This window comes from Candidatus Pseudothioglobus sp. uisw_142 (assembly GCF_059512465.1).
Map to the genome: position 1 here is coordinate 746271 of NZ_CM183452.1, position 26011 is coordinate 772281.

Genomic DNA, 26011 nt, shown 5'->3' on the forward strand with positions numbered 1-26011 from the left:
AGACTATGATTGAAAACTTGTTAATTGAAATATTTATTGGAATAATGGTGGCTTCAGCGCCCCTTATTTTTGCGGCTATAGGAGCACTATTGGTTGAGCGTTCAGGAGTTTTAAACCTAGGTGTTGAGGGTATGATGATTGTCGGAGCTCTTCTTGGTTTTGTTGTTATATCTCATACTAATAATGCTTATTTAGCTGTTCTTGCAGCACTTGTAGCTGGAATGGTAATTGCCTCAATTTTCGCTTTTTTAACTCAATTTTTACTCACCAACCAGGTAGCAACTGGACTAGCACTAACCCTTTTTGGATTAGGTTTTGCTGCATTTGCTGGAAGAGAATACACCGAGGTAACAATCGACCTTATTGGTCCAATCTATATTCCAATACTGTCTGAAATACCGTACATAGGGCCATCGCTTTTTTCGCTTAATCCGCTTATTTACCTTGCATTTTTTATGGTTTATATAGTTTGGTGGTTTTTATTTAAAACTAAACAAGGTTTAATTTTGCGTGCGATAGGTGATAACCATGATGCTGCTCATGCTATTGGTCATAATGTTGTTCTTTATCGTTTTATGGCGATTTTATTTGGCGGTGCAATGGCTGGACTTGGTGGAGCTTTCTTGTCCCTTGTTCAGGTACCTATTTGGGGTGAAGGGATGACTGCTGGAAGAGGTTGGATTGCAATAGGATTGGTTGTTTTTGCTTCATGGCAGCCGTTTAGAGTAATCTTAGGTGCAGTATTATTTGGTGGAATTACAGTTCTTCAGCTTCATGCACAGGGTTTTGATATTAGGATTAGTGCCCAATACTTATCGATGCTACCTTACCTGGCTACCATTGTTATTCTGGTTAGTTTAAGAATGAGGTTAAAAAATAAAACAAATCGCACAGTTCCTAATTGTTTGGGTAGAATATTTCATTCAACAACTTAGTTTGCTGAATTTTTTTTTGTAAAAAGTAAGAAGAAGTAAGAAAATTTGTTAAATAACTAAAAGGAGAAAAAGTATGTCTAATCGAAGATTTTCGAGTGTCTTAAAGCTCTCGATTTTAAGCGTGGCTCTCGCATTCACTGGGAGTGTCTCTGCTGATCCTGTTAAAGCCGCTTTTGTATATATTGGTCCAACAGGAGATCATGGATGGACTTTTGCACATGACCAAGGTGCAAAATACGTAAAAGAAAAGATGGGTGATGATGTAATCATAACAACAGTGGAGAGTGTTGAAGAGAACTCTGACTCTGAGCGTGTTATTACTAGCCTTGCACGTAAAAATGATATTATTTTTACAACGTCATTTGGATACATGAATCCAACTATTAAAGTTGCTAAACGCTATCCAAATGTAAAGTTTGAGCATGCAACAGGATATATGCGTGAAGATAACGTTTCAGTTTACTCAGCAAGATTTTATGAGGGTAGACATGTTATTGGCAAGATTGCTGGAAGAATGACAAAGAATAATGTAATTGGTTACATTGCTTCTTTCCCAATTCCTGAAGTAATTAGAGGTATTAATTCAGCATATTTAGCGGCTAAATCTGTTAACCCTGATGTAACAATGAAAATCGTTTGGGTATACACTTGGTACGATCCAGGTAAAGAGGCCGACGCAGCAAATGCTCTAATCGCTCAAGGCGCTGATATCTTAATGCAGCATACTGACTCTACTGCTCCAATGACGGTTGCTGAGGAGAAAGGTATTCATGCATTTGGTCAAGCATCTGATATGCGTGAATGGGGTATGAACGCTCAGTTAACTGGAATCATTGATGACTGGGGTCCTTACTACCTTGATAGAGTTCAAGCAGTAAAAGATGGGACTTGGGAGTCAGTTGACGTATTTGATGGCGTGAAGCAAGGTATGGTTAAATTTGCTCCAATGAACCAAAATATGCCTATTGATGTTAAAAATGAAGCTATGAAAGCAATTATTGACTTGTCTATGGGTGCTATTCATCCATTTACAGGACCAATTAATAAGCAAGATGGCTCTCCATGGTTAGCTGAAGGTGAAACTCCTCCAAACTATCCAGATCTACTAACTATGGATTTCTATGTAGAAGGTATTGACAGTAAGTACCCGAACTAAGAAAAAGTCCATTTAATTAAAATAAAAATCGCGTCTCAAGGGTATACTTGAGGCGCGATTTTTTTTATCAATAACGTAACAAAAAAATTTATATGTCTAAAATAATAATTAGAACTTTGATGTTTTCTCTATTGACCTCCCTCATGTCAATTTCAACAAATATCCTCGCAACTCCGGTCAAGGCAGCTTTTGTCTACGTAACCCCAATTGGTGATCATGGATGGACATATGCTCATCACAATGGAGTTATGCACTTAAAAAAAGTTTTGGGTGATGATGTGATCATAACTGAAGTAGAGAATGTTCCTGAAGATTCAGACTCTGAACGCGTTATTACAAGTCTTGCTCGAAAAAATGACATAGTTTTTACAACATCATTCGGTTACATGAATCCTACTGCAAATGTTGCAAAGCGTTATCCTAATGTTAAGTTTGAACATGCAACTGGTTATATGCCTTCTAAGAATGTGGCGAACTACCAAGCTAAATTTTATGAAGGAAGGCACGTTCTAGGGAGAATTGCGGGCGGGATGACAAAGAACAATATTATTGGATGGGTTGCATCATTTCCAATTCCAGAGGTAATTAGAGATATTAATTCTGCTTTTCTAGCTGCTAAGTCCGTTAATCCCAATGTTGAGATGAAGATTATATGGGTCTATACATGGTTTGATCCAGGTAAGGAATCAAATGCCGCAAATGCTCTCATTGCTCAAGGCGCAGATGTACTTTTTCAGCATACCGCTTCGACTGCTGTAATGACAACTGCAGAGGATAAGGGAGTATTTGCATTTGGCCAGGCTTCTGATATGCGTAAATGGGGCCCAAATGCACAACTGACAGGCATTATTAATGATTGGGGTCCTTATTATGTTGAGCGAGTAAAGGCTGTTAGGGATGGTACTTGGACTTCAGCAGATTCTTTTGAAGGGATTAAACAAGGGATGGTCAAGTTTGCACCGATGAATCAAAAAATACCTACAGACATTAAGAATGACGCGATGAAAGCAATCATTGATTTTGCTATGGAAAAAGTTGATCCGTTCATGGGACCAATTAATAAACAAGATGGAACGCCATGGCTGGGAGTAGGTGAAACTGCTCCAATTGCAGACTTAATGGGAATGCAGTTTTATGTTGAAGGTATTGAAAGCCAATTCCCAAATTAAAAATTATGCGTTTTACTGTTAATTTTTATAGCAATAACTTTACTATTTTTTTTATTTGAGCGCTTATGTCTGAAATCTCCCACAGTTGGCTAAACGAGTTACCTAAAATTGAGCTTCATGTTCATTTAGAGGGAACGCTTGAGCCAGAGTTAATGTTTGAGTTAGCTAAAAGAAATTCTATTCCATTAAATTTTAGTGGCGTCAATGAAGTTAAAGAGGCGTATCAATTTTCTAATCTTCAAGATTTTCTTGATATCTACTATCAGGGTGCTCAAGTGCTTCTTCATGAGCAGGACTTTTATGACTTGACTTGGGCATATTTATTAAAGTGTAAAGAGCAAAATGTTCTTCATGTTGAGCCTTTCTTTGATCCTCAAACACACACCGATAGAGGCGTTCCATTTAAAGTTGTAATTAACGGCATTTCAGACGCTCTTGCGGATGCTGAAGAGCGTCTTGGAATTACATCTAAGCTTATTATGTGCTTCTTGAGGCATTTGGATGAGGCGAGCGCAATTGAAACTTTAAAAGCTTCATCAGAATATACTGACTACATATATGGTGTTGGCCTAGATAGCTCTGAAAAGGGTAACCCACCTGAAAAATTTTCAAATGTTTTTAATGCTGCAAAAGATATGGGCTACAACTTAGTAGCACATGCAGGGGAAGAGGGACCAGCAAGCTATATATGGAGTGCATTGGATATTCTTAATATTGAAAGAATTGACCATGGAATAAGAGCTATTGATGACCCGGAGCTAATGCTGCGATTAATCAATAATCAAATTCCACTGACTGTTTGCCCATTATCGAATGTCAAATTAAAGGTCTTTGAGGCGATGTCAAGGCATACTATTCTAGAGATGTTAGAGCAAGGGGTATGCGTAACTGTTAATTCAGATGACCCATCCTATTTTGGTGGCTATATGACTGAAAATTTTATTTCGCTTTATGACAATCTTGGCCTTTCAAAAGGCCAGGCATTAAGGCTTGTCAAAAACAGTATTGATGCTAGTTTTGCGCCAAAGAAAAGAAAGAAAGCACTCTATAGCATATTGGATGAATTTGCAGCAGATTAGCTAAAAAGGCTTCTATTTATTTTTTATCCTGTTTCCCAACAACACTTTCGTTCATTTCATCTTCTATTTGGTCCATCATTTCATTGTGAGATTTACTCCCCCAGTCTTTTAGTTTGTCAGAAGGGGTCTGGGATGCAGATTTTTGGTTATTACGAATCTTAAAAAAACCAGAAAAGACTAAGCCAGCTTCAAATAGAAGCCAGATAGGAATAGCGATAAGGAATTGTGATATGACGTCTGGAGGCGTTAATATCATTCCAAGAACAAACGAACCAATAATGATATACGAGCGATTCTTTTTAAGTTTTTCAGCTGTGGTAATGCCAAAGATAATAAGAAGAATTGTCACAACTGGAACCTCGAAGGCGACACCAAAAGCGAAAGACACTTTAAGAATAAAATCTAAATAGTATTGAATATCAGGCGCAAAATTAACAGACTCAGGGCCGACTCCAGCTAAGAAACCAAAGATGACTGGGAAAACAACATAGAAAGAGAATACCAGCCCCACATAAAATAGGATTGTTGAAGAAATGACAAGGGGCAGTATCAGCCTCTTTTCATGTCGATAAAGTGCTGGCGCCACAAACATCCAGAGCTGATAAAGTAGGAAGGGCATTGCAATATAGATGGCTAATATCAGCGACATTTTCAAAGGCGTTAAAAAGGGGGAGATAACCCCAATTGCAATCAAATTAGAGCCTGGTATTGCTTGGACAATAGGTGCAGCAATGAAGTTATAGATTTCATCTGCAAAAGGAAATAGTATCAAAAAGAAAATAGCAATCGCGATTACTGATCTAAGTAGTGATCTTCTAAGTTCAATCAGATGCTGAACGAGTGGAAGTTTTTCAGAAGGATTTTTTTGCTGAGACATTTATTTTTTTAAGTCTTCTTTCGAGAGAAAATTATCTTCTTCAAGAGAATGAATGCTGGACTGAACTTCCTCCGCTACTTCTGAAAGCGATATTTTTTCTTGATCCATGGAGAGTTGCTCTTTGAGCTCATCCACTCTTAGCTCTTCATTGATGTCAGATTTAATTTTATTTAAAAACTTATTAAATTTACCAAAGTAGAGACCTGCTTTTCGAGCAAGTGAGGGCATTTTCTCTGGACCTACAACAATTAGAGTGATGATCCCAATTATTGCAATTTCCCAGAAGCCAAAATCAAACATCCTAGTTTAATACTTTAGAAAATGTTTATTTTTTATCAGACGGGTCATCTTCAGCTTCTACCTTTGCTTCAATGATGTCTTCTTTGTCATCTTTTTCAGATTCTTTCATAGATGATTTGAAGCCTTTAATAGCGCCTCCAAGTTCGTTACCGATATTTTTTAGCCTTTTACCACCAAAAATAAGAAGCACAATGACTAGAATAATGATGAGTTCGAATGGTCCTGGCATACCCATGATATTTATCTCCTATAAATGAATATTGCCATTTTACACTTTAATAGATTATTTTTTTCAGAAGGTGATATTGTTGAATTTACTATGTTTTTTTTGACAAGTTTCATATAATGGAACAAGGTACTAATAGTTGGACAAATATATTCACATGTATTCATATTTATGTATACTAACTATTGATTTGTCATATTTAGGTGAATTTCATCACAACAAGTATGTAATCAATAAGAAGTTTACTTTTTTAAATAATAGGAGATAAAAAGTGAAAAAAATTTTTAAAAATCAAATAGCTTTAGCGCTAGCTGGAATCCTGGCTGGTACTTCTGCTGTTGCTGGAACACTCGTCATCAATGGTGACACGTCAGATCCAGCACCAAAAGCTGCTTTCCAGGCTGTTATTGATGGATTTGAAGCTGAAAACCCGGACGTAGATGTTGTTTATAACCTTTTTGATCATGAAGGTTACAAGGCTGCAATACGTAACTTCCTTAGTGCTGATGCACCTGATATTGCTTTCTGGTATGCAGGAAATAGAATGGCTCCATTTGTTGAAGCTGGTCTTTTTGCTCCAATTGATGATGTATGGGCTGACCAAGGTCTATATTCATTGATGGCTTCTTCAGCTCCAGGTATGACTATGGATGGCCAGAAATGGGGTATCCCTTACACTTACTACAACTGGGGAGTTTACTACCGTCAAGATATCTTTGAAGATTTAGGTATTGCTGTTCCAACTAATTGGGACGAGTTTATAGCTGCTGGTGAAACTTTAAAAGCTAACGGCATTACACCAATTACTATTGGTTCTAAATATTTATGGACTGCTGGTGGTGTATTTGACTACTTAAACCTTCGTACAAATGGATATGAATTTCATATGGCATTAACGAGTGGTGACATTGCTTGGACTGATGATAGAGTGCGCGCTACTATGGCAAACTACCAACAGCTGATTGATGGTGATTTTTTCCTCGAAAACCATGCTGCACTTAGCTGGCAGGAAGCTCTAGCTCCAATGGCTAGTGGCGAGGCTGCAATGTATATTATGGGTAACTTTGCTGTTGCTCCATTAAAAGAGTTAGGCTTAGATGATAGTTCTCTAGGTTTGTTCCAGTTCCCTGCAATTACTCCGGGAGTTCCAATGGCTGAGGAAGCACCTACTGATACGATTCATCTAACTGCTGGCGCTAAAAACCCAGTTGATGCTAAGCGTTTCCTAGCATATGCTGCACGTCCTGATGTTCAGACGGCTTGGAATAAAGCGTTAGGTCAGCTGCCTACAAATGCTGGCGCAGGTGTGACTGATGACAAGTTCCTAAACCAAGCGTTCAATATGCTTAATAATGACGCACCTGGTGGTGTTGCTCAGTTCTATGATCGTGACACAAAAGCAGAAATGGCTTCAATTGGTATGGAAGCTTTTCAAGAGTTCATGGTTAAGCCAGAGCGTTTAGAGAAAATTCTAGAGCGTCTAGAAAAAGCTCGTCAAAAACTTTATTAATCAATAAGGTTTTACTATGTCCCGTGTTCAAGTATTCTTGACACGGGACTTTTTTTTAATATTTTTAATATTGAATCTGCATGTATTCTTACTGGAAAAATAACCAACTGAAGATAGCGCCTTGGATTTTTTTAGCTCCAGGGATATTCATGTTTTCTCTGTATGTTATTTTCCCAATTTTCCAATCAATCAGTTTAAGCTTCTATCAATGGAATGGCCTTGGAATAAAGACCTATATTGGTGTTGAAAACTATATTGAGTTGATGGATGATGAGTACTTTTTTGTTTCATTAAAAAATAACGTTATTTGGCTTGTTTTATACTTATTAGCGGTTCCTGCAGGCCTTTTTGCAGCCTTATTTCTTAATCAAACAGTCAGAGGCATTAGAATCTATAAATCTATATTCTTCTTTCCATTTGTTATTTCTCAGGTAGTTGTTGGATTAGTTTTTAGTTGGTTTTATGACCCTTCAAATGGCCTTTTAAATATTATCTTAGAATTTTTTGGTTTTGACACCATCGCTATTCTTGCTGAAGAGGATTATGTGACTTACGGCATTATTGCTGCTGGTTTATGGCCTCAAACAGCATATTGTATGATTCTGTACTTAACGGGTCTAAACTCTGTTGATCCAGAACAAATTGAGGCCGGTCGAATCGATAACGCGAGAGGCTGGAGAATGTTGTGGTACGTCATATTACCGCAGCTCAAACCTGCAACCTTTATTGCAGTTGTTGTAACAATAATAGGCGCATTAAGGTCATTTGATTTAATTGATATTATGACTGGTGGTGGCCCGTGGGGATCCAGTAGGGTTCTTGCTTACTATATGTATGAGAAGGCTTTCTCAGAATATGGATTTCGAATGGGATATGGCGCTGCTATTGCCGTTGTTTTGTTGTTAATTATGATGATTTATATTGCCATGATACTTTACAGACTCTATAAAGATGAGAAGGGCGGTTAGTTATGTTTCCAACACCCATTGAAAGAACCAAACCATCAACTCAACTGATCTACAAGATAGCGCTTCCTCTATCTATTATTATTTGGCTTCTTCCGCTCATAGCTGTCGCTTTAACTTCGATACGCTCTGGAGCAGATATTAATTCAGGAAACTACTGGGGAATGCCAACTTCAATTAACTTTATTGAAAACTACACCGCTGTTTTTACAGATTCTCCCCTTGGTTACTACATTTTAAATAGTTTTAAAATAACCATTCCAACCGTGATTGGCGCATTAGTTTTATCAAGCCTTACAGGTTTTGCATTGGGTGTTTACCGTTTCAAACTGAACCTATTTGTCTTTTTTATGTTTGTTGCTGGCAACTTTATTCCTTTTCAAATACTCATGGTTCCTGTAAGAGACCTATCACTCTCTCTTGGATTGTATAACTCAGTTTGGGGGCTGGTTGTTTTTCATATTGCATTTCAGACTGGCTTTTGTACCTTTTTCATGCGCAACTTTATTCGCGCTCTTCCATTTGAGTTAATTGAGGCAGCTAGGGTTGAAGGCGTGTCGGAGTTTAAAATTTTTTGGTATGTCGTTCTTCCATTGATGCGACCAGCCATGGCGGCTTTGTCAGTTCTTATTTTTACATTTATTTGGAATGATTATTTTTGGGCCCTTGTGTTAACTCAGGGTGCAGATGCAATGCCTGTTACAGCAGGCTTAAACTCTCTTAATGGACAATGGGTTTATAATCAGCATCTTGTATCGGCTGGCTCGATAATAGCAGCCCTGCCTCCAGTCCTAATGTTCTTTTTAATGCAGAAGCATTTTATTGCTGGTTTAACTTTAGGAGCTGTGAAGTAATGAAACACTGGCGCCTAGATACTGATAACCAAACGCTAGTATTGTCATCTTTGGACAATAGGGTTCCGTGCCTAATTTATTGGGGTCAGAAATTACCAGGCGATGAAAGTTTAGAAGATCTAATTGAAGCCTCCAAAAAAGATTGGGGTGATAACTTATTAGATAAGATTCCTGATCTATCAATCCTTCCTGAACAGTCTGCTAACTTTACTGGACAGCTTGGATGCAAGATAAGAGATATTAATGGCCAAATCCTATCGCCTCATTTTATTTTTCAAAGTGAAGTGGTTAATAATAACCTACTAGCTTTGACCTATATTGACAAAGCACTAGGCTTAACCTATATAGCTTCAATAACTGCCTATTCAAGTAATAATATTTTTGCTTTGAGTGCCAAGATTGAAAGTGACAATCCAATCAATATGGAGTGGTTGTCTACCCCTGTTATTGCTGCTTCTCAGAGCAGTAATGAGATGATTGATTATGGAGGACAGTGGGGCGGAGAATTCAGAAAACAATTAACGCCGTGGGTCACAGGAGTGCACATGAGGGAGTCAAGATCTGGCACAACGAGCCACGCTAATTTCCCTGGTTTAATCATTCCTTCTAAGGCGTGCTCAGAAAATTTAGGTTCTTGCTATGGTTTTCATTATGGTTGGTCTGGCGGGCATCGAATGATAGCAGAGCAGCTTCCAGATGGACGAAGACAGATTCAATTTGGTAATACTGAAAATAGTGAGCTTAGTCCGGGTAAGAGTTTTGAAACGGCAGAATTATTTATTAGTCACTCTTCAGAGGGATTAAGTGGAATTGGTAAGGCATTTAGATCGCATGTAGCAGAATATATTGTTAATTTTTCTAAGGATAAATTGAGACCTGTCCATTACAATTGCTGGGAGGCTATCTATTTTGACCATAATGTTGATCAATTAAAAGAAATAGCAAGCCTCGCTTTTGATATTGGAGCTGAGAGATTTGTACTGGATGATGGATGGTTTAAGGGTCGCCATAATGCCCATTCTAGCCTTGGTGACTGGACTGTTGATGAAATTAAATATCCACAGGGGCTAAGCCCATTGGTTGATCATATTCAGTTTCTTGGTATGACTTTTGGGTTATGGTTTGAGCCAGAAATGGTGAGTCCTGATAGCGACTTGTATCGTCAGCATCCAAATTGGATCATGGGAGATGAGAATCAATTGCTTGGAAGAGGTCAGTTAGTTCTTGATATCTCATTGGAAGAGGTTCAAGATTATCTCTTTGAGAGGGTCAGCGCTTTGCTTGAAATTTATCCAATTGAATATATTAAGTGGGATCATAATCGAGTTTTGCCCTATCCAGATGCGTCCCAAACACGATCTCTTTACCTGCTTCTGAACCGGATTCGTGACTCACACCCAGAGGTTGAGATTGAGTCTTGTTCCTCAGGTGGTGGCCGCATTGATTATGGTATTTTGAGATATGCTCAAAGAGTTTGGCTTTCAGACAGTAATGATGCTCTAGAAAGGCTACGTATACAACATGAAGCTTTGTTATGGCTTCCTATATCTGTAACTGGAAGTCATGTAGGTCCTAAGATTTGCCACACCTCTGGACGCGAATTATCTATGTCATTTAGGGCTTGGGTTGCCGCCCAAAGACACATGGGTTTTGAAATGGATCCTCGTGAATTGAACTCACAAGACAAAGACTTACTTAAATCAGTAACCACCTGGTGGAAAGCCAACCGCCAATGGATGGTAGAGGCGAGTATTTTCCGTTTACCCAGTATTGATGAAAGTGTGATGGCTGAAATTCAAGTTAACGCTAGCCTAGATCATTTTGTGGTTTTTGCGGGCCAGAGTATTTCATCAAAATTTAGCTCTCCAACTCCTTTGTTGCTTGAGGGGCTAAACCCAATGACGATGTATAATGTTTCTCTTGTTAACAAAAAAGAAATTAATTCGTTGAGTAAATTGGAAGAGGGTCTTTTAACCAAAACATTAAAGCTAAGTGGTCAATTTTTGATGACTCAAGGTATACAACTTCCTAAAGTTTTTCCTGCAAACATGTTGGTCATTGAGGGAGATAAAGCTGCATGAGTAAAACTAACAATCGACGCTCATCAAACTGGTACGGAAAAATGGATAAAGATGGCTTTATTCATCGCAGCTGGATGAAGAGTCAAGGTCTACCAGACCATGTTTTTGACGGTCGACCAATTATCGGAATATGTAACACCTGGTCAGAGCTTACTCCTTGCAATGCTGGCTTAAGAAAACTAGCAGAAGGAGTAAAGCGAGGCGTTTGGGATGCAGGGGGTGTACCTCTAGAGTTTCCAGTAATGTCCTTAGGTGAGACTCAAATGAAACCTACCGCTATGTTATTTAGAAATCTTTTATCGATGGATGTAGAGGAAAGTATTAGAGCATATGGAATAGATGGGGTTGTTCTATTGGGTGGCTGTGATAAAACGACACCTGGGCAACTGATGGGTGCGGCAAGTGTCGATTTGCCAACTATTGTTGTTTCTTCAGGCCCCATGCTTAATGGCAAATATAAAGGACAAGATATTGGCTCTGGTACCGATGTATGGCGTTTTTCAGAAGATGTCAGAGCAGGAGATATGTCATTAAAAGAATTTATGGCTGCTGAAACTGGGATGAGCCGCTCGTCTGGAGTTTGTATGACAATGGGAACAGCTTCTACGATGGCCAGTCTTGTTGAAGGAATGGGCCTTAGTTTGCCAACTAATGCCACACTTCCAGCAGTTGACGCAAGGAGAATGACGCTTGCTCATTTATCCGGAAAAAGAATTGTAGAGATGGTTGAAGAGGAGCTCAACTTGTCAAAAGTTTTAACCAAAGAAAGCTTTCAAAACGCAATCACCCTTAATAGTGCGATTGGCGGATCTACAAATTCAGTTATTCACTTATTGGCGTTAGCAGGAAGGGCAGAAATTGAGCTTAACTTAGCAGACTTTGAAAAGGCTGAAGATATTCCATTGCTTGTCAATCTGATGCCTTCAGGCAAATATCTTATGGAAGATTTTTGTTATGCAGGTGGCATCCCAGCTGTTATGGATCAGATTAGAAGCCATATTAAGCCAGCAAATACAATTCTCAACAAAGATATTACCCATTACTTTCATGAGGCTGAAATATTAAATAAAGAGGTCATTAAAACTTTTAACGCCCCTCTTAAGGAATCTGCTGGCTTAAAAGTTCTTAGAGGAAACTTAGCGCCAGATGGCGCAATCATTAAGCCAGCAGCTGCAACAGAAGACTTGCTTAAGCATGAAGGCTTGGCGTATGTATTTGAAGATATTGAGGATATGAAAGCTAATATTGATAGGCCTGATCTTCCTGTTACAAAAAATACAATTCTAGTTCTAAAAGGGTGCGGCCCCAAGGGCTATCCTGGAATGCCAGAAGTTGGCAATATGCCAATCCCTAAGGTACTTGTTGAGCAGGGCGTGAGGGATATGATTCGTATTTCAGATGCACGAATGTCAGGCACAGCATTTGGAACCATAGTTCTTCATGTTGCTCCTGAGGCAAATGTGGGTGGACCGATTTCAATTGTTGAGACTGGCGATCGAATTCAAATTGATGTGAGTCAAGGCTTGCTTGAGCTTCTCGTTCCAGAATCTGAAATTGAAAAGCGCTTAAAATCTAGAAAGCAGCCAAAAGAGAACTACTCTCGCGGCTATGCAAAGCTTTATATTGATAACGTCCTGCAGGCTGACAAAGGTGCAGACTTAGACTTTCTGGTGGGTAAAGATACCCGCCTACCATCGCGAGAATCACACTAATGCAAAATTATGCAACCTTTAAAGATTTAGAAGATACTTCTGTTTTTATAACTGGAGGAGGCTCTGGGATTGGCGCGTCCATTACTGAAGGATTTTTATCTCAAGGAGCCAAAGTAGCCTTTGTTCAAAGGTCTGATTGTGATGAATTTTTAAGCAAAGTTTCTTCAAAGTATAAGCACAAGCCATTATTTATAAAATGCGACATTACTCGTACAGACGATCTAAAGAATGCAATAACTCATGCAAGCCAAGTTAACGGTGGAATAAATGTGCTCATTAACAATGCGGCAAATGATACTCGTCACACGCTTGAAGAGATGACCTCAGCAGAATGGGATGAGGCTATTAATATTAATCTAAAGCCGCATTTCTTTTCGGCTCAAGCTGTAGCTCCAATGATGAAGTCTCAGGGTGGTGGTAGCATCATTAATTTTTCATCTAACTCCTATTTAACAGGGAATGCTGGGCTACCTGCTTATGTTACTTCTAAAGCAGGAATTACAGGTCTTACCAGGAGTTTAGCGAGAGAACTTGGTCCTGATGGAATTAGAGTGAATACGCTGATTCCTGGATGGGTTCTAACTGAGAGACAGTTAAAGCTTTGGGCCAATGAAAAAGATTTGGCAGTTACTATGGAAAAACAATGCATTAAGGAGCACCTAATGCCTAATGATTTAATTGACTCAGCATTATTCTTGGCTTCCAATGCATCTCGAATGATTACTGGTCAAGCATTAGTGGTAGATGGTGGCGTTGCAGTTACAGGATAAAAAACAATGATGACGGACATAAAAGCGAAATGGATTGCTGCTGATTGGGGAACAACTCATATGCGCGCCTGGGCAATTGGAGATACTGATAATGTTTTGGCATATAGGGAGTCAAATGAAGGGATGAAAGACCTTCAACAAAATGAATTTGAGCCCGTTCTATTGAGACTCATTGAAAACTGGCTCGATGACAATAAAGTGACAAATGTGATGGCATGCGGTATGGTTGGTGCCAAACAGGGCTGGGTGGAAACACCGTATTTAAAAGTGCCTTGTGTCCCAATCGACAATAGCCAGTTAACTATTGCAAGTACCAAGAATACGCACATTAAGGTCTATTTAGTTCCCGGTGTAATGCAGCACCAACCTGCTGACATTATGAGAGGTGAAGAAACTCAAATTGCAGGATTTATTAATGAAAATCCAAACTTTAATGGCGTTGTTTGCCTTCCTGGTACTCATGCAAAATGGGTAAGCATTAAAGATAGACATATAACAAACTTTAAAACTTATATGACTGGAGAACTTTTTGGTGTAATTTCAAATCACACACTGATTAGACATTCCACCTCAATAAAAGGATGGAATCAAGCCAGCTTTGAAATAGGTGTCCATGAAGGCTTTGAAAACCCAGGCTCAATTGGCTCTGATCTTTTTTCGTTACGATCTGAGTCTATTGTTAATGATTTAGATAGAGATGAAGCCAGATCACGGTTATCAGGTCTTCTATTAGGGCTAGAGCTTAATGGCGCTCAAAGCTATTGGAAAAACAACAACGTTACACTCATTGGATCTGAACTTCTGTCGAATAATTACCATCAAGGACTCAAGATTCTTGGAGGAGAGAGTCAATTATTTAGCCTTGAAGCAGCTACCCTTTCTGGGTTAAGTTCAGCATACAAAGAGCTTAACTCTGAGTCAGAATAATGAAAAGAGAGATAATTGCTATTCTTCGAGGAATTAAGCCGAATGAAGTCTTGGCTGTAGCTCATTCAATTGCGGATTCAGGAATCACTCAAATCGAAGTCCCTATGAACTCACCTGATGTTTTTGACAGCATCAAATTGCTTTGTGATGAGTTTAGGGACGATATTCAGATTGGTGCTGGAACAGTAACCAATACAAAACAAGTAGAAACTCTCTCTGACATTGGGGGGGTTCGCTTTATTGTTTCTCCAAATTTTGACTCAGAGGTGGTAGAGGCAACTAAAAAAATGGGAATGATGAGCTTTCCAGGTGTCATTACACCGACAGAGTGTTTTTCAGCTTTGAAATCTGGCGCTGATGGCTTAAAGTTTTTTCCAGCTACCCTTTTAGGGGAGGCTAATTTAAGTGCATTGAGAGCAGTTTTACCGCAAGGTATTCCTTTGTATATGGTTGGAGGTGTCGGTCCAGAAAACTTTTTATCATGGTTTGATGCTGGGGCAACTGGTTTTGGAATAGGTTCTGGACTATACAAAGCTGGTGATAGCGCTGAAATTGTTTATGAAAAAGCAAAGGCTATTGTTTTATCCTATGATAAAGCTAAATAATGATCACTGAGTCCTTACCAATAGAGCCTTGCAGTCTGGGAGAGGGGTCTCTTTGGCACCCAGGACTAGAATCTCTGTTCTGGTTTGATATCAATTCTCACAAGATGTTTAACTGGAAGAATGGCATACTAAAGACTTGGACATTTTCTGAGCCAGTTTCAGCGGCAGGCTGGATTGATGATGACCATCTCATTATTGCAAGTGCATCCGCATTGATAAAGTTCTCGATTTCAAAGGACACCAGGGAGACTTTAATTGATTTAGAGGCTGACATGCCTCATACTCGCTCAAATGATGGCCGAGCTGATCCATGGGGTGGTTTTTGGATAGGAACAATGGGCCTTAAGGCAGAACAAGGCGCTGGTTCGATTTATCGGTTTTATCAAGGCCGGCTAAAAAAATTACAGGAAGGCATTACTATTCCAAATAGTATTTGTTTTTCACCTGATAGGAAGTTTGTTTATTTTACTGATACATCTCAGAAAAAAATCTTAAAGCAGGATCTAGACCAATTGACTGGTTGGCCCCTCAATGAGCCCTCAATATTAATCAATCTTAAGGCTCAAGGACTTCATCCAGATGGCTCTATCTGTGATAGCCAGGGCTATATTTGGAATGCTCAGTATGGCGCCTCTAGAGTTGTGAGATATAGTCCTGAAGGGTGGCTGGATCGTGTTGAAGAGGTTCCAGTATCTCAAGTTACCTGCCCATCTCTTGGTGGGAAGTTTTTTGATACCTTGTATATCACTTCTGCATCTCAAGGATTAAGTGATAATGATTTGAAAACTGAGCCTATGGCTGGTAAAGTATTTCACTTTAAAACTGATATAGCTGGTCTAGCTGAATATCAGGTAAAGATCTGAGGCTGTCATGAAACCTAAACTAGGAAGTTGTTATTATCCTGAGCACTGGCCAGAAGAACGGTGGCAAAAGGATGCTGAAGAAATGGTTGTTGCTGGCTTATCTTGGGTTCGAATCGGTGAATTTGCATGGAGCCGTTTAGAGCCAGAACAAGGCGTTCAAAACTTTGATTGGCTTGATCGCGCTATCTCTATTCTTGGAAATGTGGGTCTTAATATAGTGATGAGCACGCCAACAGCTGCTCCTCCAAGATGGGTTGTTGATAAATGGCCTGATATGCTTCTTGTTGATGAAGAAGGAAGGTCTCGTCAGTTTGGATCAAGGAGGCATTACTGTTTCTCTCATGAAGGCTACCTTGAAGAATCTCTCAGGATTTCAAAAGCTGTTGCCGACCGTTATGGGAATAACCCCTTCATCAAAGCCTGGCAGTTAGATAATGAATATGGCTGTCACGAGACTACTCTATCATATAGTCCATCAGCACTAAAAGCCTTCAGGAATTGGATTGCCAAGAAATATGAATCAATTGACCAGCTTAATAAAGCGTGGAAAAACGTTTTTTGGTCCATGGAGTACAATAGTTTCGATCAGGTTGGGCTTCCAAATTTGACCGTCACAGACCCTAACCCAATCCATGAACTTGACTTTAAAAGGTTTAGTTCTGACCAAGTTGTCAACTTCAATCGAAGTCAGGCGTCAGTTATGAGACAGTATACAAAAATGCCTCTCATTCATAATTACATGGGTCGAATTACAGACTTTAATCATTACGATGTTGGTAAAGACCTAGATATAGCTAGCTGGGATAGCTATCCATTGGGTTTTCTAGAGGACCGTTCAACTCAAGATGACGAATTTAAACTCAGATTTATGCGCCATGGAGATCCTGATTTTCAGGCCTTTCATCATGATTTATATAGGACCGTTGGACAAGGTCGATGGTGGGTAATGGAACAACAGCCTGGCCCAGTGAATTGGGCGCCATATAACCCTGAACCAGCCCCTGGCGCTGTTAGGCTTTGGTCATGGGAGGCAATTGCTCATGGCGCAGAGGTGGTCAGTTACTTTCGATGGCGCCAAGCACCTTTTGCTCAAGAGCAAATGCATGCTGGCCTTCAAAGACCTGATGGCGAGAATGCCCCAGGAATCACTCAAGCCTCTCAAGTGTCTTCTGAATTAAAAGAGTTTAAAGATATTGAGCAAGTTCAATCTAAGATCGCACTTATTTTTGACTACGAAAGTTGTTGGGCATGGGAGATTCAACCTCAAGGCAAAAGCTTTGATTATTTTGAACTAGTTTATGACAATTACAGGGCCTTGAGAAGTCTTGGCCTTTCGGTGGATATTTTGCCTCCAAATCATAGTGATCTCAAAGGCTATAAAGTTGTTCTTATGCCTGGTTTAATGCGTGTTAGTAGAGAATTAGAAGACGCCATTGAGTCATTTGAAGGTGTCCTTATATCGGGTCCAAGGGCTGGCTCTAAAACTACTAATATGTCTATTCCTTCTCAACTTCCACCCATCGTTCCAGGAGTCAAGGCTACTGTTGCTAGCGCTGAAACACTTCGACCGAATGCTTTTATTTCAATTAAAGGTCTTGGAAGCTTTAAAACTTGGATGGAGACATTAATCGATTACGATAACATCATTGAAGAGACTGAAGATGGAAGAGCTGCTGTTGTTGGGCATGAAAAAAATATCTATATTGCTGGATGGGCAGACCAGATGACATTAAAAATGATTTTTTCTAGAGTTTGCGAATCAAAAGATATTTCAACAACAGAATTAGAGGACTGTGTCAGGGTTCGCGAAACCTTAACGCATCGGTTCTGGTTTAACTACAGTAATCAAGAGTGTAATGTGGGCTCAGTCTGTATTCCGCCATCTGGTGTTATATGGGAGTCAATCAAAGGTTAGTTTTATCTGACTCTGAGTTCAGTTTTAGGGTCAAACAATAAAGCTCTTGAAGTGTCGACCTTGATACCAACTTTTGCAGCTGTTTTCGGTAATTTTTCGTCCCTTGATTCGACAACAATTCTTTCTCCGTTTGGAGTTTTAAGATATAAGTAAGAGACGTCACCTAGAGCCTCAGTAAATTCAACTTCAAGATTGCCCGAACCTGAAATCTGAATGTGTTGAGGTCTTAATCCAATTAATAGCTCTGATTGGTTTGAATCTATATCTTTAGGAGCATTCAGTTTGAGTGACTCTAGACTAGGAACTATAATTTTTGCGCCGTTAACTCTGCCCTGGACGAAGTTGATAGTTGGCGAACCAATAAAGCCTGCAACAAAAACATTTTCTGGGTCATCATACAGAGATAAGGGTGAACCTACTTGTTGAATGAGTCCATCCTTAAGGACGACTATCTTGTCTGCTAATGTCATCGCCTCAACCTGATCATGGGTGACATAAATGATGGTCGTTCCAAGCTCACGATGCAGTCGCGAAATTTCAACACGCATTTCTACTCTGAGCTCTGCATCAAGGTTTGATAAAGGTTCATCAAATAAAAACACTTCAGGGCCTCTAACAATTGATCTGCCAATGGCAACTCTTTGTCTTTGCCCACCTGACAAGGTTTTAGGTTTTCTGTCTAGGTAATCTTCTAGATGAAGAATACTTGCAGCCTCATTAACTTTTTGATCAATTTCATTTGAAGGCACCTTGGACATCTTAAGCCCAAATCCCATATTTTCTCTGACTGTCATGTGAGGATAAAGTGCGTAAGACTGAAACACCATGGCAATCCCTCTATCGGCGGGGTGCATGGAGGTGACATCCTTTTCACCAATATAAATTGCACCACTAGTTACATCCTCTAGGCCAGATATCATTCTCAGTAAGGTAGACTTACCACAACCTGATGGTCCAACAAAAACACAAAATTCACCATCCTGAATATCTAAATCGATGCCATGAATAACCTCTAAATCATCATATTTCTTTGTTGCGTTTTTTATCTTTAATGATGCCATAGTAATTTATATTAATTAATTGATTTTTCTGGGAAGCTCCAGGCGCCAGCCTCTTTACCAATTTGCTCTGAAGTTGCCAGTAATTCAGGTTTATATTTTTCAAGACTTTCTAAACTGTGAATATCAATTGAGCTTGTGATGGAGAGGCCTCCAATTACTCTTCCATTGGATGTAAGGATAGGAGAGGAGATACAGATAATTTTTTCCTCATGCTCCTGACGATCAAATGATATTCCCTCTTTTTTGATCATAGTCAACTCTTTTCTAAGGGCTTTCTCTGAGGTGATTGTGTGATCTGTATACTTGAAGAAAGCTTGCTTAGAAATAACTTTGCTAAGTTCAGACTCCTCTAAGAAGGCCATCATTGCCTTACCTACACCCGTACAATAAGCAGGTCCAACTTTGCCAGCCTGTGAGTACATTTCAATAGGTGAAGCAGGGTTTCGTTTGTCTACATATAAGACTTGACCGTTGTCGAGTTCAGCTAGGTGAACAGTTTCACCCACTTTGGCCGAGAGTTCATCAATAAATGGCACCGCAACTGGTGCTAACGAGCTTTGCAGCCAGGCAGAATGAGCCATTCTGACAAGCTTTAGACCTAATTTATAGGTTTGCTCTTCTTCGTTGTAGCTGAGCATGTCCTGGTTAAGAAGCGTTTGGAGAAGTCTGTAAAGGGTTGCTTTTGGATATTTGCTAGTTTTAAGTAGGCTAGAAAATCTAACGGGAGAGCCAATCTCAGCCACTTCACTTAAAACATCTAATGCCTTACCAACCGTTCCATCTCCTCTCTTTTCAATAGTCATAATATAATCTTTTGATTAATTTTTAAATGCTCATTATTGAGTTAAATTTTATCAGATAATGTATACTGTTTTTGATTAAGTTTACAATAGTAAAACCTTGTTCCATTATATGGAAAATTAGAATGAGCGAGCCTAAAAAATATATCTTATCTATCGATCAAGGAACAACTTCATCTAGGGGAGTACTGTTTGACAGTAACTATGAAATAGCTGGAATTGGTCAGAAAGAATTTACACAAATTTTTCCTGATTCAGGATGGGTTGAGCATGATCCTGAAGAGATTTGGGAGTCAACGCTTGAGAGCTGTAAAAATGCTATTAAAAAAGCAAAAATTGACCCCGTTCAGATTGCAGCAATAGGTATCACTAACCAAAGAGAGACCACAGTCGTATGGGATAAGAAGACAGGTAAAGCGATCTATAATGCCATTGTTTGGCAAGATCGTAGGACGTCAGATCATTGTCAAAAATTACGGGATCTTGGACACGAGGATCTTGTCACTAATAAAACGGGTCTTCTGCTTGACCCTTATTTTTGTGGCACTAAAATATCCTGGATTTTAGATAACGTTGAGGGTGCCAGAAAAAAAGCGAATGATGGGGAATTACTCTTTGGAACAATTGACAGTTTTCTGCTTTGGCGATTAAGTAATCAAGAGGTCCATTCAACTGACGCGACGAATGCCTGTCGAACGCTCTTGTACAATATTCATGAAGGCCAATGGGATAAGGATATGCTAGAGCTCTTTAATGTCCCAATCACAATGCTTCCCCAAGTAAAAGATAATGCAGCAAGCTTTGCTATGGCTCATAAATCAATTTTTGGAGCTGAAATTCCTATTTCAGCTATGATAGGTGATCAGCCATCCGCTCTTGTTGGTCAGGCATGTTTTGAGCCTGGAATGGTCAAGTCTACCTATGGAACGGGTTGCTTTGTATTTATAAATACAGGGAATCAGCCGATAAAATCTAATAATAAGTTGCTGACTACCCTAGCTTTCCAAGTTAATAGCAAAACGTGCTACGCCCTAGAAGGCTCAATATTTGTAGCTGGCGCTGCCGTTCAATGGCTTCGAGATGGACTCCAAATCATAGAATCAGCTAACCAGTCTGACTCCTTAGCAATGCAAGCAGATTTATCTCAAGACGTTTATCTTGTTCCAGCTTTTGTTGGACTTGGAGCGCCTTATTGGGATCCAGATTGTCGCGGAGCACTTTATGGCATTACGAGAGGTACGGGGCCAGCTGAAATTACAAAAGCTACACTTGAGTCTGTTTGCTACCAAACCTCAGACTTGCTTAATGCAATTTCCAAAGATCTAGGCGATCATAAGCTGAGTGCAATTAGAGTAGATGGCGGTATGGCGGCTTCAAACTGGACAATGCAAACGCTTTCAGATTTGCTTCAGCTCCCAGTTGATAGACCAAAGAACTTGGAAACAACAGCACTTGGGGCTGCTTATTTGGCGGGCATGCAAATCGGTTTTTACCCAGCCATGGACGATTTTGCTAAATCCTGGAGATCTGAGAGTCAGTTTAATTCTAAGATGTCAGACAACGAAAGAGATAAAAAACTCGCTGGATGGAAGAATGCTGTCAAGCGAACTTTGTCCAATCGTTAATTTTCTAGAAAGCTAATTGTCTTTTCAGCAATAAATTGACTGACACTCACTGGTTCAATGAAAAAGGTGTTTCTCTTTAGTTCTTGATTGTGTATTATCGCTTTATTTAGTTTTCAATAAATTATATGGTCGAGAGTGATCAACCTATTATTTGGATTAAAAACCCTTTAGATGTCTTTGCTGAGAACTGTGAAGGCGGAGTTATTGTTCAAGGCCAAAAAATTATCGAATTAGTACAAATGGGTCAGACTCCTAAGGCAACTATTGATGAAACTTATGATGCAAGTACAAGTGTCTTACTACCTGGTTTGATAAATACTCATCATCACTTCTATCAGACTCTAACAAGAGCTTATCCTGAAGCTTTGAATAAGGAGCTTTTTCCATGGCTCAAGAGCCTATATAAGGTTTGGGCAAACATTCAGCCTGAAATGCTATCTGTTTCAACTGAATTAGCACTATCTGAATTGCTTCTGTCTGGGTGCACTACTGCAAGTGATCATCATTACCTTTTTCCAGATCAGCTTGAAAATGCTATAGATATTCAAGTAGAAGAAGCTCAAAAGCTAGGAATTCGCGTTGTTCTGACTAGAGGCTCGATGAGTCTTGGTGAAAAAGATGGCGGTCTACCGCCGCAATCTGTTGTTCAGACTAAAGAACAGATACTATCTGATAGTGAGCGACTCATCAAAGCTTACCATGATGCAAACGAGGGATCAATGACTCAAATTGCGCTTGCTCCATGCTCTCCCTTCTCAGTAACTACTGATTTAATGATTGAGACTGCTGAGCTTGCTGAGCAGCAAAATGTTCGTCTTCATACCCATTTAGCAGAAACGATAGATGAAGAGAATTTTTGTTTAGAAAAATTTGGTTTGAGGACTGTTGACTATCTTGAGAGTGTCGGCTGGCTGTCTGGTCGAACTTGGCTTGCTCATGGCATACACTTTAATAAAGAAGAGATTAAAAAGTTAGGTGAGAATAATGTTGGTATTTGTCACTGTCCAACTTCAAATATGATGCTAGCTTCTGGTATTTGTCATAGTCTTGAACTTGAAAATGCAGGCTCTGTTATTGGCCTTGGCGTTGATGGCTCGGCTTCTAATGATGGCTCTAATATGATTGCTGAGTTGAGGCAGGCAATGTATTTGCAACGCTTGCGTTATGGCGCCTCAAAGATTACACATCAAAAGACTTACAACTGGGCTACCAAAGGTTCAGCTGCACTTCTAGGAAGGTCAGATATTGGTGAAATTACGGTTGGTAAGCAGGCAGACCTAGCCTTATTTAAGCTCGATGAGCTCAGATTCTCTGGTAGCCATGACTCTTTGGCTGCTTTATTGCTATGCGGAGCACAAAAAGCCGATAGGGTTATGGTAGCCGGAAAATGGAAAGTTGTTGATGGAGGTATTGTTGGAAAAGATGAATCTGAATTGATCAATCGCCATAGCACTGCAGCAAAAAAATTACGTCAATTATCTGACGCATAGTTTTATCTTAAATCAACTATTGACCTCCGATATAGGTTAATTTATAATCCCAACTTGAATATTGTTACATAAATCAAGTTGAATGAATAAAAGTACTCATGGAGGCTCTCGAAAGGGCGCTGGTCGTAAAAAAAATTCAGGTAGCTTCAAAGAAGAAACGAAAGTCATTAGAGTGCCTGTTAGTCTTGTAGATTCTATTAATCCTGTTATTGAAATATACAAATCTCAAATTAAATCAGATGTCGAAGTTCTTGCAGTTAAGGACAATCCAACTGAGCTATCAATTCCAATTTTTACTTCTCGTGTTCAGGCAGGTTTTCCCTCTCCAGCAGACGATCACTTGGAGGATACTCTCGATCTAAATACACATCTTATTCACCATAAAGAGGCCACATTTTTTGTTAAAGCTCAGGGCGATTCGATGATAGGAGCTGGTATTCAGCAGGGCGACATCCTCATAGTTGATAAATCTTTAGGGGCCAAAAGTGGAAAAATAGTAATCGCAGTTGTTGACGGTGAATTTACTGTGAAGCGTCTGCATAAATACAAGGGAAACATAACCCTTAAGGCTGAAAATCCTGACTTTGAAGATATTAAAATTAGTGGTGACGACGAGCTCATTATATGGGGTGTTGTGACATCTGTAATACACCAATATGAATAATCGAACCAAGTTTGCACTGGTTGATTGTAATAACTTTTATGCTTCCTGTGAAAGAGTCTTTGAACCCAAGTTAGAGGGCAGGCCTATTGTTGTTCTCTCTAATAATGATGGCTGCATCATTGCACGCTCTAATGAGGCAAAAGCATTAGGTATCAAAATGGGAGTGCCTTACTTCAAGCTCAAAAACTTAATTACTCAAAACGGCGTAGTGGTGAAGTCTTCAAACTATCCTTTATATGGGGACATGTCCTCCAGAGTGATGAAGGTTATTGGAGAGTACTCCCCTGTTCAAGAGGTTTACTCTATCGATGAAAGCTTTATAGATCTCATGAGGCTTCCACTTAACTTGATGGATCACATGCACTCTCTAAGAAGGCGCGTTAAGAGCTGGACGGGAATCCCGGTATGTGTCGGCGTTGGGAGTACTAAAGTTTTGGCAAAGCTTGCTAATCGTATTGCTAAGAAGTACCCACGATTTGATGGTGTTTTTGATATCGATGATTTATCCTGTGAAAGATATTGCAAGCTGTTGAAGTCAGTTGAGGTTGGAGATTTATGGGGTATAGGCAGGCAAAGTGCTAAAAAATTAAATCGTATTGGTATTCATACTAGCCATGACTTTTATCAATCTGATGTCGGTGTGATTGAAACGCTTTTGGGAGTCAATGGGAAAAAGATTTATAAGGAGCTTTATGGTAGCTCGTGTATTCCTATTGAGGCTATTCCTCCAGCCAGACAACAGATTGTCTCTTCACGTTCCTTTGGCTGTGATTTGAAGGATTTTGATGAGCTAAACCAAGCCTTGACTAACCTGACCAGAAAGGCCGTGAATAAGCTCAATAATCATCAGTTAGCAACGACAACTATTACGGTTTTCATCTATACCAATCCTCATAAGAAAGATAAGCCTTGTGTTCACCTATCAAAAACAGTAGGAATGACAACTGCTATTCAAGATCAGTCTCAAATTATTCCTTTAGTAGCGCAAATACTAAGGTTAATTTATAAACCTGGATATTCCTTTTATAAGGGCGGTTTAGTGCTAGGAAGCCTAACTAAAAATTATCAGCAGCAAGATCTATTTTCGATAACTCAAAATAGTCAGATTCAGACCATGGCACGCCAAAAATCGAATACGATAAGAAGTGTCAATAAAAGATTCAATGAATCAATTAAATACGCCAGTGAGCTAGGTAACAATAGATGGCTTCCAAGGGCTGACTTCAAGTCAAATAGATACACAACAAGCTGGACTGAATTATTGGTAATTTAAGTCACGGCATAACACTGAAAAAAATCAAAAAATATACTACAATGTAATTTTAATAATTAATAAGGAGAAATCAAATGGTACGTATGTTGGTAACGATAAATATTTCTAAAGGTTGGAAAACTTGGTCAGAGATGGCAAAAGGCTTAGAATCTCAAATGAATGAGCAAGGTGCAAAGATGATTTGGGCAGGAGCAAACCCTGATGAGACCGCTGTTTTTGTATTGGCTGAAGCGAAAGACCCATCATTTGTAAAAACATTTGGTGAGCGCGCTGATATTGTTGAAATTAGAGAGGCGGGAGGCGCAGATGTTTCATCAACAACAGTTATGACTCAAATAGGTGAATATTTCTTAGCGTAAAACCTTTAATATGAAACAAAAAAAAATGACCTTTTAAGGTCATTTTTTTTATCCAAAATTGCATAAATATTTTCTATGTCTATAATAAATCGTTTTTATACTGGATAATATTTAAGAATGAAGCAGCTCGCAATCATCGATGATGATCCAGAAATTCTTAAATTGTTGGATCAATATCTAAAAAAAAATGGCTTTGAAGTTGAAGCTTTTACTGATGGTGAATCCTTTTTAAAAAAAGATGTAAACAAATTCAGTTTAATTGTTTTAGATATTGGCCTCCCAGGCATTGATGGTCTTGAAGTTTGTAAAAGGGTGCGCCAAAACTCAAATATACCTATTATTATGCTGACTGCCGCAAGTGATGACCTTGACCGCATTCTAGGCTTGGAGTTGGGATCTGATGACTATATGGGCAAGCCATTCAATCCGAGAGAGCTTCTTGCCAGAATTAAAGCACTATTAAGGCGTTCTGAAATAAAAGAAGAGGACGTTGATAACAATATCGTTATGAATTATTCTGCAAGAAGCGCCTTCATTGGTGGAGAAGAGCTTGAACTAACTGGGACTGAGTTTGACTTACTCTGTGTTTTTCATAAGCAAATAGGGACAGTTCTAAGTAGAGACGAAATTGGAGAGCTACTCCACGGAAGAAAAGTGGATCCATTAGATCGCTCGATTGATACAATTGTGAGCCGATTAAGGCACAAACTCAGTAGTCATTTTGATGGAGAAATTATTCAAAGTGTAAGAGGTAAAGGTTATGTCCTCCTGCTAAAAAGTTGAGCAGAGTGTTTA

General features: G+C 39.3%; 25 protein-coding genes. 20 read left to right on the forward strand and 5 right to left on the reverse strand.

Annotation, left to right across the window (positions count from 1 at the left end):
• Nucleotides 1-5: 5 nt before the first annotated feature.
• The 4 genes from AC5YGB_RS03805 to AC5YGB_RS03820 all read left to right on the forward strand — a co-directional run bounded on the left by AC5YGB_RS03805 (nucleotide 6) and on the right by AC5YGB_RS03820 (nucleotide 4339).
• Nucleotides 6-935 carry an ABC transporter permease gene (locus tag AC5YGB_RS03805; protein ID WP_020025794.1) on the forward strand — a complete coding sequence of 310 codons (930 nt, stop codon included), beginning with the start codon at nucleotides 6-8 and terminating at the stop codon, nucleotides 933-935.
• A 73-nt stretch (nucleotides 936-1008) separates the two neighbouring features.
• Nucleotides 1009-2091, forward strand: coding sequence for a BMP family ABC transporter substrate-binding protein (locus tag AC5YGB_RS03810; RefSeq protein WP_496137892.1), 1083 nt, complete (start codon nucleotides 1009-1011; stop codon nucleotides 2089-2091).
• 119 nt (nucleotides 2092-2210) lie between these two features.
• Nucleotides 2211-3260 carry a BMP family ABC transporter substrate-binding protein gene (locus tag AC5YGB_RS03815; protein ID WP_496138013.1) on the forward strand — a complete coding sequence of 350 codons (1050 nt, stop codon included), beginning with the start codon at nucleotides 2211-2213 and terminating at the stop codon, nucleotides 3258-3260.
• Between the two features lie 65 nt (nucleotides 3261-3325).
• Nucleotides 3326-4339, forward strand: coding sequence for an adenosine deaminase (locus AC5YGB_RS03820; protein ID WP_496137893.1), 1014 nt, complete (start codon nucleotides 3326-3328; stop codon nucleotides 4337-4339).
• A 16-nt stretch (nucleotides 4340-4355) separates the two neighbouring features.
• On the opposite strand, the gene tatC is transcribed toward AC5YGB_RS03820, so the two are convergent.
• Genes tatC through tatA form a run of 3 tightly spaced genes read right to left on the reverse strand, consistent with a single transcriptional unit; the run spans nucleotide 4356 to nucleotide 5751 of the window.
• Nucleotides 4356-5216: a twin-arginine translocase subunit TatC gene (gene tatC, locus AC5YGB_RS03825; RefSeq protein ID WP_020025798.1), complete on the reverse strand. Its 861-nt coding sequence runs from the start codon at nucleotides 5214-5216 to the stop codon at nucleotides 4356-4358.
• Nucleotides 5217-5516 (reverse strand): Sec-independent protein translocase protein TatB, encoded by a 300-nt coding sequence (tatB, locus tag AC5YGB_RS03830; RefSeq protein ID WP_496137894.1) that lies wholly within the window; start codon nucleotides 5514-5516, stop codon nucleotides 5217-5219.
• Between the two features lie 25 nt (nucleotides 5517-5541).
• Nucleotides 5542-5751, reverse strand: coding sequence for a twin-arginine translocase TatA/TatE family subunit (gene tatA / locus AC5YGB_RS03835; protein WP_496137895.1), 210 nt, complete (start codon nucleotides 5749-5751; stop codon nucleotides 5542-5544).
• 262 nt (nucleotides 5752-6013) lie between these two features.
• On the opposite strand from tatA, the gene AC5YGB_RS03840 reads away from it, so the two are divergent.
• From AC5YGB_RS03840 to AC5YGB_RS03885, 10 genes are all read left to right on the forward strand, one after another.
• Entirely contained in the window at nucleotides 6014-7252 is a 1239-nt protein-coding gene (locus AC5YGB_RS03840; protein ID WP_020028266.1) for an ABC transporter substrate-binding protein, read from the forward strand.
• 80 nt (nucleotides 7253-7332) lie between these two features.
• On the forward strand, nucleotides 7333-8220 hold the full coding sequence (locus AC5YGB_RS03845) for an ABC transporter permease subunit (protein ID WP_496137896.1): 888 nt from the start codon (nucleotides 7333-7335) through the stop codon (nucleotides 8218-8220).
• A 2-nt stretch (nucleotides 8221-8222) separates the two neighbouring features.
• Nucleotides 8223-9071: a carbohydrate ABC transporter permease gene (locus AC5YGB_RS03850; protein WP_020028264.1), complete on the forward strand. Its 849-nt coding sequence runs from the start codon at nucleotides 8223-8225 to the stop codon at nucleotides 9069-9071.
• Nucleotides 9071-11152 (forward strand): alpha-galactosidase, encoded by a 2082-nt coding sequence (locus AC5YGB_RS03855; protein WP_496137897.1) that lies wholly within the window; start codon nucleotides 9071-9073, stop codon nucleotides 11150-11152. Before AC5YGB_RS03850 ends, AC5YGB_RS03855 begins: the two co-directional genes overlap by 1 nt.
• A complete protein-coding gene (locus tag AC5YGB_RS03860) occupies nucleotides 11149-12864 on the forward strand; it encodes a dihydroxy-acid dehydratase (RefSeq protein WP_496137898.1) in 1716 nt (571 codons plus the stop codon). The genes AC5YGB_RS03855 and AC5YGB_RS03860 overlap by 4 nt, the downstream gene beginning before the upstream one ends.
• Nucleotides 12864-13634, forward strand: a complete 771-nt coding sequence (locus tag AC5YGB_RS03865) for an SDR family oxidoreductase (protein ID WP_496137899.1) — start codon at nucleotides 12864-12866, stop codon at nucleotides 13632-13634. The genes AC5YGB_RS03860 and AC5YGB_RS03865 overlap by 1 nt, the downstream gene beginning before the upstream one ends.
• 6 nt (nucleotides 13635-13640) lie before the next feature.
• Nucleotides 13641-14561 carry a 2-dehydro-3-deoxygalactonokinase gene (locus tag AC5YGB_RS03870; protein WP_496137900.1) on the forward strand — a complete coding sequence of 307 codons (921 nt, stop codon included), beginning with the start codon at nucleotides 13641-13643 and terminating at the stop codon, nucleotides 14559-14561.
• The gene (locus AC5YGB_RS03875; protein WP_020028259.1) at nucleotides 14561-15166 is read left to right on the forward strand and encodes a 2-dehydro-3-deoxy-6-phosphogalactonate aldolase; all 606 of its coding nucleotides are present in this window, start codon (nucleotides 14561-14563) and stop codon (nucleotides 15164-15166) included. Before AC5YGB_RS03870 ends, AC5YGB_RS03875 begins: the two co-directional genes overlap by 1 nt.
• Nucleotides 15166-16029, forward strand: coding sequence for an SMP-30/gluconolactonase/LRE family protein (locus AC5YGB_RS03880; protein ID WP_496137901.1), 864 nt, complete (start codon nucleotides 15166-15168; stop codon nucleotides 16027-16029). The genes AC5YGB_RS03875 and AC5YGB_RS03880 overlap by 1 nt, the downstream gene beginning before the upstream one ends.
• A 7-nt stretch (nucleotides 16030-16036) precedes the next feature.
• Entirely contained in the window at nucleotides 16037-17944 is a 1908-nt protein-coding gene (locus AC5YGB_RS03885) for a beta-galactosidase (RefSeq protein ID WP_496137902.1), read from the forward strand.
• A 2-nt stretch (nucleotides 17945-17946) separates the two neighbouring features.
• Here AC5YGB_RS03885 and AC5YGB_RS03890 read toward each other — a convergent pair whose 3' ends face one another.
• Nucleotides 17947-19005: a sn-glycerol-3-phosphate ABC transporter ATP-binding protein UgpC gene (locus AC5YGB_RS03890; RefSeq protein ID WP_496137903.1), complete on the reverse strand. Its 1059-nt coding sequence runs from the start codon at nucleotides 19003-19005 to the stop codon at nucleotides 17947-17949.
• Between the two features lie 11 nt (nucleotides 19006-19016).
• Nucleotides 19017-19808: an IclR family transcriptional regulator domain-containing protein gene (locus tag AC5YGB_RS03895; protein ID WP_020024090.1), complete on the reverse strand. Its 792-nt coding sequence runs from the start codon at nucleotides 19806-19808 to the stop codon at nucleotides 19017-19019.
• A 122-nt stretch (nucleotides 19809-19930) separates the two neighbouring features.
• Between AC5YGB_RS03895 and glpK the strand changes: the two genes are divergently transcribed.
• The 6 genes from glpK (at nucleotide 19931) to AC5YGB_RS03925 (ending at nucleotide 25999) form a co-directional block, all read left to right on the forward strand.
• Complete coding sequence (glpK, locus tag AC5YGB_RS03900; RefSeq protein WP_496137904.1) at nucleotides 19931-21430, forward strand: glycerol kinase GlpK; 1500 nt, start codon at nucleotides 19931-19933, stop codon at nucleotides 21428-21430.
• Nucleotides 21431-21555: 125 nt separating this feature from the next.
• Nucleotides 21556-22920 carry an 8-oxoguanine deaminase gene (locus AC5YGB_RS03905; RefSeq protein WP_496137905.1) on the forward strand — a complete coding sequence of 455 codons (1365 nt, stop codon included), beginning with the start codon at nucleotides 21556-21558 and terminating at the stop codon, nucleotides 22918-22920.
• An 82-nt stretch (nucleotides 22921-23002) separates the two neighbouring features.
• Nucleotides 23003-23584, forward strand: coding sequence for a translesion error-prone DNA polymerase V autoproteolytic subunit (locus AC5YGB_RS03910; protein ID WP_496137906.1), 582 nt, complete (start codon nucleotides 23003-23005; stop codon nucleotides 23582-23584).
• Nucleotides 23577-24857 (forward strand): Y-family DNA polymerase, encoded by a 1281-nt coding sequence (locus AC5YGB_RS03915; protein WP_496137907.1) that lies wholly within the window; start codon nucleotides 23577-23579, stop codon nucleotides 24855-24857. The genes AC5YGB_RS03910 and AC5YGB_RS03915 overlap by 8 nt, the downstream gene beginning before the upstream one ends.
• 74 nt (nucleotides 24858-24931) lie before the next feature.
• The gene (locus tag AC5YGB_RS03920) at nucleotides 24932-25216 is read left to right on the forward strand and encodes a hypothetical protein (protein ID WP_496137908.1); all 285 of its coding nucleotides are present in this window, start codon (nucleotides 24932-24934) and stop codon (nucleotides 25214-25216) included.
• A 117-nt stretch (nucleotides 25217-25333) separates the two neighbouring features.
• Nucleotides 25334-25999 carry a response regulator gene (locus AC5YGB_RS03925; RefSeq protein ID WP_496137909.1) on the forward strand — a complete coding sequence of 222 codons (666 nt, stop codon included), beginning with the start codon at nucleotides 25334-25336 and terminating at the stop codon, nucleotides 25997-25999.
• Nucleotides 26000-26011 lie beyond the last annotated feature (12 nt).